Source organism: Flavobacterium sp. DG2-3, from assembly GCF_030730925.1.
Taxonomy (GTDB): domain Bacteria; phylum Bacteroidota; class Bacteroidia; order Flavobacteriales; family Flavobacteriaceae; genus Flavobacterium.
In genome coordinates this window covers 620,452-634,812 of the sequence record NZ_JAVAMB010000001.1, presented here as the reverse complement: position 1 = coordinate 634,812, position 14,361 = coordinate 620,452, and the positions used below count along the sequence as shown (strand labels likewise).

At 33.9% G+C, this 14,361-nt stretch carries 15 protein-coding genes; 14 read left to right on the top strand and 1 reads right to left on the bottom strand.

Annotated features, from left to right (window positions below):
- Positions 1-86: 86 nt before the first annotated feature.
- On the bottom strand, positions 87-1,337 hold the full coding sequence (locus Q9Q97_RS02745) for an NAD(P)/FAD-dependent oxidoreductase (protein WP_306154160.1): 1,251 nt from the start codon (positions 1,335-1,337) through the stop codon (positions 87-89).
- Positions 1,338-1,438: 101 nt separating this feature from the next.
- Here Q9Q97_RS02745 and hutH point away from each other — a divergent pair, with 101 nt between their 5' ends.
- The 14 genes from hutH to Q9Q97_RS02675 all read left to right on the top strand — a co-directional run bounded on the left by hutH (position 1,439) and on the right by Q9Q97_RS02675 (position 14,357).
- Entirely contained in the window at positions 1,439-2,959 is a 1,521-nt protein-coding gene (gene hutH / locus Q9Q97_RS02740; protein WP_306154158.1) for a histidine ammonia-lyase, read from the top strand.
- Positions 2,960-3,041: 82 nt separating this feature from the next.
- Positions 3,042-4,265 carry a WG repeat-containing protein gene (locus tag Q9Q97_RS02735; RefSeq protein WP_306154156.1) on the top strand — a complete coding sequence of 408 codons (1,224 nt, stop codon included), beginning with the start codon at positions 3,042-3,044 and terminating at the stop codon, positions 4,263-4,265.
- An 87-nt stretch (positions 4,266-4,352) separates the two neighbouring features.
- Positions 4,353-5,084 carry a 3-oxoacyl-ACP reductase FabG gene (gene fabG, locus Q9Q97_RS02730; protein WP_306154154.1) on the top strand — a complete coding sequence of 244 codons (732 nt, stop codon included), beginning with the start codon at positions 4,353-4,355 and terminating at the stop codon, positions 5,082-5,084.
- 287 nt (positions 5,085-5,371) lie between these two features.
- Positions 5,372-6,607: a beta-ketoacyl synthase gene (locus Q9Q97_RS02725; RefSeq protein WP_306154152.1), complete on the top strand. Its 1,236-nt coding sequence runs from the start codon at positions 5,372-5,374 to the stop codon at positions 6,605-6,607.
- Positions 6,600-6,854 carry an acyl carrier protein gene (locus tag Q9Q97_RS02720; RefSeq protein ID WP_306154150.1) on the top strand — a complete coding sequence of 85 codons (255 nt, stop codon included), beginning with the start codon at positions 6,600-6,602 and terminating at the stop codon, positions 6,852-6,854. Before Q9Q97_RS02725 ends, Q9Q97_RS02720 begins: the two co-directional genes overlap by 8 nt.
- The gene (locus tag Q9Q97_RS02715) at positions 6,855-7,739 is read left to right on the top strand and encodes a lipid A biosynthesis acyltransferase (protein ID WP_306154148.1); all 885 of its coding nucleotides are present in this window, start codon (positions 6,855-6,857) and stop codon (positions 7,737-7,739) included.
- Between the two features lie 509 nt (positions 7,740-8,248).
- The gene (locus Q9Q97_RS02710; RefSeq protein ID WP_306154146.1) at positions 8,249-9,151 is read left to right on the top strand and encodes a dialkylrecorsinol condensing enzyme DarA; all 903 of its coding nucleotides are present in this window, start codon (positions 8,249-8,251) and stop codon (positions 9,149-9,151) included.
- A 17-nt stretch (positions 9,152-9,168) separates the two neighbouring features.
- Positions 9,169-10,302, top strand: a complete 1,134-nt coding sequence (locus Q9Q97_RS02705) for a beta-ketoacyl-ACP synthase III (protein ID WP_306154144.1) — start codon at positions 9,169-9,171, stop codon at positions 10,300-10,302.
- On the top strand, positions 10,302-10,733 hold the full coding sequence (locus Q9Q97_RS02700) for a hypothetical protein (RefSeq protein ID WP_306154142.1): 432 nt from the start codon (positions 10,302-10,304) through the stop codon (positions 10,731-10,733). Before Q9Q97_RS02705 ends, Q9Q97_RS02700 begins: the two co-directional genes overlap by 1 nt.
- Before the next feature lie 8 nt (positions 10,734-10,741).
- The gene (locus Q9Q97_RS02695; protein ID WP_306154140.1) at positions 10,742-11,209 is read left to right on the top strand and encodes an ABC transporter permease; all 468 of its coding nucleotides are present in this window, start codon (positions 10,742-10,744) and stop codon (positions 11,207-11,209) included.
- A 29-nt stretch (positions 11,210-11,238) separates the two neighbouring features.
- Positions 11,239-11,643, top strand: a complete 405-nt coding sequence (locus tag Q9Q97_RS02690; protein ID WP_306154138.1) for a hypothetical protein — start codon at positions 11,239-11,241, stop codon at positions 11,641-11,643.
- Positions 11,643-12,641, top strand: a complete 999-nt coding sequence (locus tag Q9Q97_RS02685; protein ID WP_306154136.1) for a BtrH N-terminal domain-containing protein — start codon at positions 11,643-11,645, stop codon at positions 12,639-12,641. The genes Q9Q97_RS02690 and Q9Q97_RS02685 overlap by 1 nt, the downstream gene beginning before the upstream one ends.
- Before the next feature lie 90 nt (positions 12,642-12,731).
- Positions 12,732-13,319: a DUF4433 domain-containing protein gene (locus Q9Q97_RS02680; protein WP_306154134.1), complete on the top strand. Its 588-nt coding sequence runs from the start codon at positions 12,732-12,734 to the stop codon at positions 13,317-13,319.
- A gap of 3 nt (positions 13,320-13,322) precedes the next feature.
- A complete protein-coding gene (locus Q9Q97_RS02675) occupies positions 13,323-14,357 on the top strand; it encodes a macro domain-containing protein (RefSeq protein ID WP_306154133.1) in 1,035 nt (344 codons plus the stop codon).
- Positions 14,358-14,361 lie beyond the last annotated feature (4 nt).

Genomic DNA, 14,361 nt, shown 5'->3' with positions numbered 1-14,361 from the left:
ACGTGTAATTGCGATTTCAATTTCGTTCTACCGATGAAACATTCCTAGCGGAATGACTACTTTCCAAATCATAAAAAAAGCCCTGATTATTCAGGGCTTTGTTCTTTTTGCATATTCAATAAATACGCCATATTGGCTATTACGTGATCGTGTTTTTTTACAAACGGATTCTCCTCATTCCAAACATAACCTGCCAAAACCGCACATATTTTTTCTTTCACATCTGGGTTTTCTGGCTGATGGAAGAATAGCGTCTGTAGATTTCCAGTATACCATTCTTGCACATAAGTTGTGAAAACAGCAATCCCTTTTTTCATGTATTCTGTAAACTCTGTTTCCCAATTTACTTCAATTCCTTGTGATTCTTTCAAATATAATTTGGCCGCTAGCATTCCAGATTCGGTTGCAAAAGCGACTCCAGAAGAGAAAACCGGATCTAAGAATTCTGAACTGTTTCCTGTTAGAGCAAATCCGTCGCCGTACATTCTTTTTACCGCTCTAGAGTAATTTTCTAGTTTCACTGGCTCAAACAAAAATTCTGTTCCGGCAAATCTTTTAATATAATAATCCGATTTCTGAATGGCATTTTTTAAAGCCTCAGCATTGTCTTTATTAGTTGAAAGCGAATTGATAAATTCTGTTGGTCCAACAACTCCCAAACTTGTATTTCCGTTAGAAAACGGAATTACCCAAAGCCATACTTGAGTTTCCAGAATATCAAAAGAAATCTGAGTTCCCTCCTCGCCTTCTGGCCTGTTAATGTCTTTTACGTGCGTAAATATAGAAGAATGCGGATCTAATTTAGATGGCGTATCCAAATCTAAAAGTCTTGGCAAAACGCGTCCGTAACCGCTAGAATCGATAATAAATTTAGCGTGAATTTCTTTTAGATTTCCTTCTTTGTCTTTTACAATCGTTTTAGAATTTTTTCCTTCAAAAGAAACTTCCAAAACTTCAGTTTCAAATTCTAGATCAATTCCTTTTCTAACAATTTCCTGCGCCATCGTATTGTCAAAATCAGCTCTTGGAACCTGCCAAGTCCAATCCCAGCCTTCGCCAAATTTTTTGCTAAAATCAAAATTGCAAATTTCTTCGCCTCTAATAAAACGAGCTCCTAATTTCTTTTCGAAATTCATTGCATCAAGCGCATCAAACAATTCTGCCTCAGCAAAATGGTCCATTACACGCGGAATAAGGCTTTCACCAACAACAAGTCTCGGAAACTTTGTTTTCTCAACAACTTTAACCTTAACATTGTTCTTAAAAAGATAAGATGCCGAAACACATCCTGATGGTCCTGCACCAATCACTAAAACATCAACAAACTCCTTTGTCATATTAGAATTATTATCATTAATTAACCTACATTTGCCATCATCAAAATAACTACATTTATTTTGATAAATAAAATTAAATTAGCACAACCAAAATCGATTTGATGAATACAATAAATGAATATTTAAGTTTAGCTGAATTTGAAGCCATAATCTTTGGAAAAAACAAAGTTGCGATAAGTGATGTGGTTCTAAATCGAGTAAACGAAAGTTTTAATTTCTTAAAAGAATTCTCAGGAAATAAAGTAATCTACGGCGTAAATACTGGCTTTGGTCCAATGGCTCAATATAGAATTAAAGAGTCAGATCAAATTCAGCTGCAATATAATTTAATTAGAAGCCACTCTTCTGGAACTGGAAAACCATTGAACGCGGAATGTGCAAAAGCAGCTATTTTGGCTCGTATGAATACGCTTTCTTTAGGAAATTCTGGTGTTCATCCTTCTGTTATTCATTTAATGGCAGAATTAATCAATAGAGATATCACGCCTTTAATTTTCGAACATGGCGGTGTAGGTGCAAGTGGAGATTTAGTTCAGCTTTCTCATTTAGCGTTAGTTTTAATTGGCGAAGGCGAAGTTTTTTATAAAGGTGAAAGACGTCCAACCGCAGAAGTTTTTGAAATTGAAGGTTTAAAACCAATTCAAGTAGAAATTAGAGAAGGTCTTGCGTTGATCAACGGAACTTCTGTAATGACAGGAATTGGAGTTGTAAATGTGCATTATGCGAATAAATTATTAGACTGGTCGTTAAAAGCTTCTTGTGCAATTAACGAATTAGTTCAGGCGTATGACGATCACTTTTCGGCAGAATTAAACCAAACCAAACGTCATAAAGGACAGCAGGAAGTGGCAGAAAGAATGCGAAAAAATCTTTCTGACAGTACTTTGATCCGTAAAAGAGAAGATCATTTATATTCTGGCGAAAACACCGAAGAAATCTTCAAAGAAAAAGTTCAGGAATATTATTCATTAAGATGTGTTCCTCAAATTTTGGGGCCTGTTTTAGAAACCATCAATAATGTGGCTTCTATTTTAGAAGACGAATTCAATTCGGCAAACGACAACCCAATTATAGACGTAAAAAACAAACACGTTTACCACGGCGGAAATTTCCACGGAGATTATATTTCGCTTGAAATGGATAAACTGAAAATCGTTATTACCAAATTAACGATGTTGGCAGAACGTCAATTGAATTATTTATTGAATTCTAAAATCAACGAAATCCTTCCTCCATTCGTAAACTTAGGAACTTTAGGTTTCAATTTCGGAATGCAGGGCGTTCAGTTCGTAGCGACTTCAACAACGGCAGAAAGTCAGATGCTTTCAAACCCGATGTACGTACACAGTATCCCGAATAACAATGACAATCAAGACATTGTGAGTATGGGAACCAATTCGGCTGTTATTACCTCTAAAGTGATCGAAAATTCATTTGAAGTTTTAGCTATTGAATTGATTACAATCGTTCAGGCTATCGATTATTTAGATCAGAAAAATAAAATTTCATCGGTTACTAAAAAATGGTACGATGACATTAGAACTATAATTCCAACATTTAAGGAAGATCAGGTAATGTATCCTTTTGTACAGAAAGTAAAAGATTATTTGATCAACAGTTAATCTAAACCGATTTGTGTTTTAAAAAATAATGCCCCAAAAAGAGTTTTAACTTTTTAATCATTAAAATTGAATTTTAAAAATCATGAAAAAGACATTTATTTTTTTACTGCTAGTATGTATTCAAGTTGTTAATAGTCAAGAACTGGCATTAGTTAAGAAAAATTCGAAAATTGGATATATTACCAAAGACGGATCTTTTAAAATAGAACCTCAATACAAATCTGCTAAAAGCTTTTCTGAAGGTTTAGCCGCTGTAGAAAATGGCGGAAAATGGGGATTTATTGATTCAAAAGGAACCTTTGTAATTCCCGCAGATTTTAAAGATGCCAAAGAGTTTAACAGCGGAATTGCTGTTGTACAAAAAGATAAAGACTGGGTTTATATTAATACAAAAGGAGAAATTCAAAAAGCTCCTGCAACAGAAAAAGTATTTGATTTTAATGACGGCGTTGCTTTTATCAGACAAAACAATAAAGTTGGACTGATCAATAACAAAATGACGGTTGTTCTAGAACCAAAATACGATCAGATCAAACCTTTTGAAAATGGTTACGCAAGAGTGGAACTAAACAAAAACTGGGGAATTATTGATACTAATGGAAAAGAATTAGTTGAACCTGTTTATAGCGAAATCGGAAATTATTTTAAAGGCACAACTTGGGCAAGAAAAGATAAAACGTTTGGTTTGGTAAGCGGCGGAAAATTTATTCCAGTTGATGGCGCAGAAAAAATATGGGACTTTGAAACTCAAGATTTGACTTTCGCCAAAAAGAATGGAAAAATCGGGTACATCGATTTAAAAGGAAATTGGGCCATTCTTCCTATTTATGATAAAGGAAAAGCATTCTCAAAAAATTTAGCTCCTGTTTTGGTTGGAAAAAAATGGGGATTCATTAATCCTGAAGGAAAATTTGTTATTGAACCAACTTATAATGATGCAGAAGTTTTCAGCACAAATGGTTTGGCTCCAGTAAAAGAAAGCAACTGGGGATTTATTAATGAAGCTGGAAAATTGGTAATTCCAACTCAATATGGCATCACTACAAATGCTATTATCGCGATGTTTACACAGCAAGATAAAGGATTTATTGGCGGTGTTGCGAGAGTAAAAAATGAAGGGAAATGGGGATTTCTAAAACCAGACGGAACTGTTCTTGCCAACCAATGGTTTGAAAATGCTGAATTGTTTTCTAAAAGTGCAGAAAAACCTCAACCAGCTGCAGCTCCTGCCGAAAAACCAAAAGAGGAAACTAAACCTACTGCAAAAAAACCTGCTGCAAAACCAGCACCGAAAAAGAAGAAATAGTATTTATCTCCAATAAATTATAAAATTTGCATCATGAAATCGCTCTTATTACAAAAGCGATTTCATGATAAATAAAACCTACATTAAATGAAATGTGTATTAGTAACAGGCGGTTCGAGAGGAATTGGAAGTGCGATTTGCAAAAAACTTGCCGTAGAATCCAATTATCATATTCTGATTAATTATCATTCGAATAAAACAGCTGCCGAAGAAACATTACAAGAAGTGCAAAAATTAGGCGCGACGGGAGAAATCTTAGGTTTTGATGTTTCTAATTTTGAAGAAGTTCAAAACGTTTTAAACAAATGGCAGGAAGAAAATCCTGAAAAATTGGTTGAAGCAATTGTAAACAATGCCGGAATTACAAAAGATGGTCTTTTTATGTGGATGACTCCCGAAGACTGGAATGGTGTTTTGAATACTAGTGTAAACGGTTTCTTTAATGTAACTCAGTTTTTCATTCAAAAAATGTTACGCAACAAATACGGACGTATTGTAAATATGGTTTCAGTTTCTGGCGTTAAAGGAACTGCAGGACAAGCCAATTATTCGGCCGCAAAAGGTGCTATTGTAGCAGCGACCAAAGCCTTGGCTCAAGAAGTTGCCAAAAGAAACATTACGGTTAATGCTGTCGCTCCAGGTTTTATTAGAACCGACATGACAAGCCAGCTGGACGAAAAAGAATTATTGAAGCTAATTCCTGTAAATCGTTTTGGCGAAGCTGAAGAAGTGGCAGATTTGGTAAGCTTTTTGATTTCTAAAAAAGCCAGCTATATCACAGGAGAAATTATTAATATTAACGGCGGAATATATTCTTAGGATTTAAATCCTAAAATTGCCACAAAGACACAAAGTCGCAAAGTTCTATTAAAAAGCAATTTAAAAGAAAAAACTTTGCACCTTCGCGACTTTGCGAGATTAAAAAAGCAACAAGCTAAAAACTTTGTTACTTTGTCACTTTTTTACTCTTTTAAAAAAAATCTTGGCGACTTTACGCGATTAAAAAAACTAACAGTCTAAAAAACTTTGTTACTTTGCCACTATATTACTTTGTCACTATGCAAAAAAATTACACTTTATAGATTAAAAAATTACTTTGAAAGACGATGAATAGAAGAGTTGTAATTACTGGAATGGGAATTTATTCTTGTATCGGAACTTCTTTAGACGAAGTAAAAGATTCTTTGTACGAAGGAAAATCTGGTATTCAGTTTGATTCTGAACGAAAAGAATTTGGTTTTCAATCGGCCTTGACAGGGATGGTTCCGAAAACCGATTTAAAAAATCTTTTGACACGCAGACAACGCATGAGCATCGGCGAAGAAACCGAGTATGCATATATGGCCACTATAGAAGCTTTGAAAAATGCAGGAATAGATGATGCTTTTTTTGATGATCATGAAGTTGGAATTATGTACGGAAACGACAGTGTTTCTAAAGCCATCATTGACGCTACAGATATTGTTCGCGAGAAAAAAGACACTGCTCTTATTGGCTCTGGTGCGATTTTTAAATCAATGAATTCTACCGTTACCATGAATCTTTCAACGATTTTTAAACTTCGCGGCATCAATCTTACCGTAAGTGCAGCCTGTGCGAGTGGTTCGCATTCTATTGGTTTGGCTTATTTTTTAATTAAAAGCGGATTCCAAGACATTGTGATCACTGGCGGAGCTCAGGAAATTAATAAATATGCTATGAGCAGTTTTGACGGATTAGGAGTTTTTTCTAACCGAGAAGGCGATCCGACAAAAGCCTCAAGACCTTTTGATTCTGACCGTGACGGATTAATTCCGAGTGGCGGCGGGGCGACTTTAATTCTTGAAAGTTACGAATCTGCTATTGCTCGAGGTGCCAATATTATAGCAGAAATTGGCGGTTATGGATTCTCATCAAACGGCGGACATATTTCAACTCCAAACGTGGATGGTCCTGCAACAGCAATGAAACGCGCACTTGAAGAAGCAAAATTACAAGCATCTGATATTGACTATATAAATGCTCATGCAACCTCAACACCTGTTGGAGATGCCAATGAAGCAAAAGCTATTTTTGAAGTTTTTGGCGAAAAAAATCCGCCTGTTAGTTCTACAAAGTCAATGACTGGACATGAATGCTGGATGGCTGGAGCAAGCGAAATCATTTATTCTATCCTTATGATGCAGCACGATTTTATCGCGCCAAACATCAATTTGGAAAATCCAGATGAAGATGCGTCAAAATTAAATTTAGTTAAAACTACGTTAAACAAAAAATTTGACATATTTTTGTCCAATTCTTTCGGGTTCGGAGGAACCAACTCTGCGTTGGTGGTTAAAAAGTTTAAATTGGACAATGAATAAAGAAGAGATTATAGCAAGAATTAACGGTTTTTTAGTTGATGAATTTGAAGTAGACAATGACGACATTGAACCAAATGCTAATTTAAAAGATACACTTGGGTTAGACAGTCTGGATTATGTTGACTTGGTCGTTTCAATAGAGGCAAACTTTGGTGTAAAACTAGTTGAAGCAGATTTTGTTGGAATCTCTGATTTTCAAAGTTTTTACGATTTAATCGAAAATAAAATCAAGGCCAAATCTGCTTAAATGAGTCAATGGGATGGCAAATCCAAAGGAACTGTTTTAGGGTATAGAATATTCGTTTTTTTAATTCAGAAAGCGGGTGTCAAAGCTGCTTATGCCCTACTTTATTTTGTTGCTTCTTATTATTTTTTATTTCTAAGAAAAAGCAACAAAGCCATTTTCTACTATTTTAAAGAAAGGCTTCAGTATTCCTATTTCAAATCTAAAAAAATGGTTTTCAAGAGTTATTACACTTTTGGACAGACTATTATTGATAAAGTTTCTATTTCCGCAGGAATGCGAAACAAATTTACCTACGAATTTGACGGAATAGAAACCCTGAAAAAATTACTCGCCGAGAAAAAAGGTGGTGTGCTTATTAGCGCTCATGTCGGCAATTTTGAAATCGCAGAACATTTTTTAGGAGATATTGACATCAATTTCCAAATCAATCTGGTTACTACAGATTTAGAGCATTCAGCCATTAAGAATTATCTAGAAAGCGTTTCTCAAAAACCTACCGTAAAATTTATTATCATTAAAGAAGATCTCTCTCATATTTTTGAGATCAACGCCGCTTTGGCTAATAATGAATTAATCTGCTTTACAGGTGACCGATATTTTGAAGGAACCAAATCACTTTCAGCAGAGTTTCTGGGTAAAGAAGCCCATTTTCCTGCAGGTCCATTTTTAATTGCTTCAAGATTAAAAGTTCCAGTCGTTTTTGTATATGTAATGAAAGAACCAAATCTTCATTATCACCTATACGCCAGAGAAGCCGAAGTAAAACACCGCGACGAAAAAGCACTTTTGAAAGAATATATAAAAAGCGTAGAAAGCATTTTGCAAAAATACCCTTTACAGTGGTTCAATTACTTTGATTTCTGGAGTTCTTTTAAAGGTTCATAGCCTACAAAGGCGCTAAGGCACAAAGTTTTTTTGTTTTTAGCCACAGATTAAAAAGATTAGAAAGGATTTTTTTAAGTAAATAATCTGGGCTAATCCTTTAATCTGTGGCAAAAAAATTTGTGAAAATTTGTGCAATTTGTGGCAAAAAAACTTTGCGTCTTAGCGCCTTTGCGGCAAAAAACAAAAAAAATCGTGCTCCGAGCGATAGCGAACAAAACGAAGCAATTCGTGGCAAATAAAATTTATAGCCAACGAATAAAAAACTTTGTGCCTTAGAGCCTTTGCGGCAAAAAACAAAAAAAATCGTGCTCCGAGCGATAGCGAACAAAACGAAGCAATTCGTAGCAAATAAAATTTATAGACAACGAATAAAAAACTTTGTGCCTTAGCGCCTTTGCGGCAAAAAATTTCGTGAATTCGTGGCTATCAAAACTCCACCCACCAAATAAGAAAATTCGTTTAAATAAATTTACTTATTTTTGCTCACCACCAAAGCCAAAAGACCCTAAATGAAAAACGTACTCGTAATATATTACACACAGTCTGGACAATTGGAATCGATTGCACAAAATATTGCAAAACCATTTCTAAATTCAGAAGAAATAAATCTTACTTTTCACGAAATACAACTAGAAAAACCATTTCCATTTCCGTGGAATAAAGAATCTTTTTTTGATGCCTTTCCAGAATCTTTTTTACAGATTCCGACCGCATTAAAATCAGTTCCAGAGGAAATTTTAAATACAACATACGATTTGGTATTATTTCATTATCAAGTTTGGTATTTGTCACCTTCAATTCCAATTAATTCATTTTTGAAAAGCGACGACGCCAAGAAAATTTTGAACAATACTCCCGTAATAACCATCAGCGGATCCCGAAATATGTGGATCATGGCTCAGGAAAAAATCAAAGTTTTGTTGCGAAAAGCCAATGCGAATTTGGTTGGAAACGTAGCTTTGGTAGACCGCGTTGGAAATTTAATCAGCGTAATTACTATTGTAGAATGGATGTTTTCTGGAGTGAAGAAAAAATATTTAGGTATTTTTCCGCTTCCCGGTGTTTCAGAAAAAGACATTCAAGAGTCAAGCAAATTTGGAGAAATCATGCTTGATACTTTACAAAAAAATAATTTAGCGCAATTACAGCCAAAATTAGTAAATGCTGGCGCTGTAAAAATAAGTTCATATTTAGTGACTGTTGACAAAACGGCCAATAAAATTTTCAATAAATGGTCAAATATCATTTATAAAAATCAAAAAAACCGAAAACAGCTGCTTAAAGTATTTAATGTTTATTTATTCCTTGCGATATGGTTAATTTCACCAATAGTGTATATATTGCACCTTATTACCTATCCGCTAAAATTAAAGAAAATTAAAAAGGAAACTCAATATTATCAAGGAGTTTAGAAGAGGAAATTTATATTATGTTTGAAGTATATATTACAAAAGCTGCAAAATATTTGCCAAACGAAGCCGTTTCAAATGACGAAATGGAAGCCTACTTAGGCCTTATCAACGATACTGCTTCTAAAGCAAGACGAATTATTTTGCGCAACAATAAAATTACAAGCCGATATTATGCTGTTGACAAAGAAGGAAAAAGTACGCACAGCAATGCCGAATTAACAAAAAATGCCATTTTACCGTTATTCGACGAAAATTTTACGCCGCAGGATTTAGAAGTCCTTTCATGCGGAACTTCAACGCCAGATATTTTTCTGCCTTCGCACGCTGCGATGGTTCATGGTCTGCTTAAAAACAAATCGGTAGAATTAAACTCTTCAACCGGAGTTTGCTGCGCTGGAATGAATTCTCTAAAATTCGGTTTTCTTTCTATTAAATCTGGAAATTCAAAAAATGCAATCTGCACAGGATCAGAAAAAGTTTCTACTTGGCTGAATGCTCAAAAATACAATCACGAGGCTGACAATTTAAAAACTCTCGAAGAACAGCCAATAATTGCTTTCAAAAAAGATTTCCTTCGCTGGATGTTATCAGACGGTGCTGGAGCTTTTTTATTAGAAAATAAACCAAGAGGACCAATTTCTCTAAAAATAGAATGGATGGAAGCTTTTTCGTATGCTTACGAATTAGAAACCTGCATGTATGCTGGAGGTGACAAATTAGAAAATGGCGAAATTAAATCTTGGAGCGATTACGCGCCAGAACAATGGCTGAACGAATCTGTTTTTTCTATCAAACAAGACGTTAAATTATTAGACGAATTTATCCTATCAAAAGGTGCAGAAAGCATGAAAAATGCGATGGATAAAAACAATATTAAATCAGACGATATTACGTATTTTATTCCTCACGTTTCTTCTAACTTTTTTGTTGAAGGCTTGAAAAAAGGCTTAAATGAAAGAGGTATCGGAATGACGGATGACAAATGGTTCATGAATCTTTCTAGAGTTGGAAATGTGGGCTCTGCCTCTATTTACTTGGCTCTTGAAGAATTGCTGAATTCAGGAAACTTGAAAAAAGGAGATAAAATTTTATTATCTGTTCCAGAAAGCGGAAGGTTTTCTTTCGCGTATGCGTATTTAACTGTTTGCTAATGGAAACAATGGCACTTCTAGAAAAAGAAATGGTAGAAAATTTATTGCCGCAAAAATTTCCTTTTGTGATGGTAGATGCTATGCATTCTTATACCGAAACTTCTTTGGTTTCTGGTTTAGAAATTCAGAGCAGTAATATTTTTGCTTCCGATGGTATTTTTCTCGAAGCAGGTTTAATAGAACACATGGCACAATCTGTGGCATTGCATACGGGATATCAATATTTTTTGAAAAACGAAATTGCTCCTACAGGCTACATAGGTTCTATCAAAGAAATTGAGATTAAAAAGCTTCCGAATGTAAACGACAATATTCAATCTGAAATAACGATTCTGCAGGAATTTGCAGGAATCACTTTGGTGGATATTGTGACGACTTTAAATAATGAGGAAATTGCCAGAGGACAAATGAAAACCGTTCTGGCAAAATAAAATCAAAAATGAAAACTAGTTCTGCTGTTGACATACAAAATTATTTACCACACCGAGCACCAATGCTTATGGTGGATTTGATTTTGAATATCGATTCGAATTCGGTAGAAACTGTTTTTCTTATTAAAGGCGACAATATTTTTGTTCAAAACAATGTTTTTATTGAAGCAGGTTTAATCGAAAATACAGCACAGACTTGTTCGGCAATTGTTGGAAAAAAATACTTTTTTGACGACAACGGACTAGAAAATGAGAACGTAAATGTAATTGGATTTATCAGTGCTTTAAAAAATGTAAAAATTCACGCACTGCCAAAAGTTGGCGGTACTGTTATGACTAAAGCCGACTTGGTTTCTAAATTTACAGGCGACGATTATACTTTATGCACGATGAGCTGTAAAAGCTTAGTCGAGGATCAGATTCTATTAGAATGCGAAATTAATTTGTTTATTCAAAAGACAATTTCAGTTTCGTAACAATTCCACTTGAAAATAATAACTAGGTAATGGAAAAAGACAAAGTACCTCAGGATCAAAGCAATTTAACGAAAAACAACGTTAAGGAACTTTTGTATGCAACAGACGAAAATGGAGAATATACCACGACATTAAGTACGGGTTGGGAACCAAAAGCCATTGCCCTTTCTAATTCTATTGACGAAATAAACGAACGAATTGCCGACGCCAGACAGCAAGTTTTAGACGGTGAAGCAAGTCCGATTCTATATTTTATGGAATTAAATAAAATGGATTTGACTATTCTTTCCAGTTATGTTGGTTTGTGGAAATGGCGCGTAAAAAGGCATTTTAAACCAAGTGTTTTTGCCAAACTAAATGATAATACTTTAAAAAAATACGCTGATACTTTTGAGATTTCTGTCGAAGAATTAAAAAACAGCATTACCAAATAATGGAGTTAACTTTTACACATCATCAGTCTGCTCATTGCGAGAATGGAGTAGCGTCAAATCTGTTAAAAAACAACGGACTAAATATTAGCGAACCGATGGTTTTTGGTATTGGTTCGGGTTTGTTTTTTGTCTATTTGCCTTTTATAAAGGTCAATCACGCACCGGCAATTAGTTACAGAACTTTGCCAGGACAGATTTTCAATAAAGTAGCAACCCGTTTAAATTTAAAAATAAAAAGACAAAAATTTTCTTCTGTTTCGAATGCCAATAAGGCTTTAGACGAAAATTTAAAAAACAATATTCCAACTGGATTACAAGTTGGCGTGTATCATTTGAGTTATTTTCCAGATGAATACCGTTTTCACTTTAACGCGCATAATTTAGTCGTTTACGGAAAAACCGAAACCGATTATTTGGTCAGCGATCCAGTTATGGAAACCGTGACAACTTTGACGCACGACGAATTAGATAAAGTTCGTTTTGCCAAAGGCGCTTTCGCTCCACGCGGACAAATGTATTATCCGATTCAGATTCCACCAAATGTCGATTTAAAAAGCGCCATTATAAAAGGAATCAAAAATACCTGTCGTGATATGCTGGCGCCAATGCCAATTGTGGGTGTTCGCGGAATCAAATTTGTTTCTAAAAGAATTAGAAAATGGCCAGCTAAACATGGCGTTAGAAAAGCCAATCATTACTTGGCACAAATGGTTCGCATGCAGGAAGAAATTGGAACTGGCGGCGGCGGATTCCGTTTTATTTATGCGGCATTTTTGCAAGAAGCTTCGGTTATTTTAGAAAATGAAGAATTAAAAGAACTTTCTAAAGAAATGACAAAAATTGGCGATTCTTGGCGTGATTTTGCTGTTGAAGCTTCGCGTATTTACAAAAACAGAAGTGCCAAAGAAGATGCTTACAACACTATTGCCGATGAACTTTTGGACATTGCCAACAGAGAAGAAATCTTTTTCAAAAAACTAAAAAAAGCAATCAGCTAAAGTTTAATATATTTAGTTTCATTTTAAAATTTAGGTAACAAAAACTATATTTGTATAATGTCCGATTTGAGTAAAATTTATTTATATAGAATGACTCATATTGAGAATATCTCACATATTCTTAAATATGGAATTACTCATATTCATTCTCCAAATGCAAATTCAAATTATATTTCAATTGGCGATGACAGTCTAATACATACCCGTAATGAGTTTTTATTAAATAATGGTAAAAAATTAGGGACTTATATTCCTTTTTACTTTTGCATTTTTACTCCAATGCTTTATGTAATTCAAAAAGGTTATAATGTTAGTAAAATTGATCCTGAAAATATTATATATTGTGTTTCTTCTGCCCAAAAAATTATAGATCATGATTTAGATTATATTTTTACAGATGGCCATGCAATTGAATCAATAACTTCTCAATATGATTCTCAATTCATTCAAGACATTGAAACGTTAGTGGATTTGAAAATAGTTAAAGACCCTATTTTTAAAGATCTAAATGATCTGGATAAAAAAAGAAGAAAACAAGCTGAATTTTTAGTTGAGCCTGATGTTCCGGTTGAAGCAATTTTAGGATTTGTAGTTTATAGTGAAAATGCTAAGAATAAATTACTCCCTTTAGGCATAGAAGAAAGAAGTATTCAAGTACGTAAACATTATTATTTCTAAAAAATGATACAATACAAAAATGATAATTTATTAGAAAGCAAAGCGGAAGCTTTAGTAAATACTGTTAATACTGTAGGTGTCATGGGTAAAGGAATTGCGTTGCAGTTTAAAAATCAATATCCTAACAATTACAAATTATATAGAAATGCTTGTAAATTAAAAGAGGTACAAGTAGGTGAAATGTTTGTAACAGAAGAAACTTCATTATTAGGAGGAAAAAAAATAATCATAAATTTTCCCACTAAAACAGATTGGAGAAAACCTTCTGAGTATGAATATATTGAATCTGGCTTGAAAAATCTTGTCAAAATTATTAAAGAAAAAAAAATTAAATCAATTGCTATTCCTCCGCTAGGTGCAGGTAATGGCGGACTAGATTGGAATAAAGTCAAAGCATTAATTGAAAAATATTTAAAAGATATTGATTCAGAAATTTTTATCTATCAACCCAATTCTACGATTTCTGAAGTATTAAAAAAAGAAAGAGTAAAACTAACCCCTGCAAGAGCCATGCTTTTGTCTGTTTTATTTGATCTAGTAAAAAATGGTGAATTTGTATCAGAATTTACCGCTGAAAAAATTGCGTATTTTTTGCAACGATTTGGAGCAAAAGAAGAATTTCAATTAGAATTTCTGCCAAATTTTTATGGTCCTTATTCAGGAAAAGTAAAACATGTGTTATATTATCTTAATGGTAGTTATATTTCTGGCTATAGTTCAAAAGATAAAAAACCGTTTGATGAATTAGGGATAATGCTAGATGCAGAAAAAGACGTAAATGAATATCTTGAAAAAAGTGAAAACAGCAAATATTACACTATAGTAAAAAAAACAAAAACTTTTTTATCTGGATTTTATGCTGATTTTGGCTTAGAATTATTATCTACAATCGATTTTATTATGGTGGACAAAAACACAAAATCGATAGATGAAATTAAACATAATTTAGAAAGATGGAGTGACAGAAAAAAAACGCTGTTTACGAACCCTAAATTTATTACTATAGCCATGCAAAATATTGAAAAACATCTTGCTTAAGTAA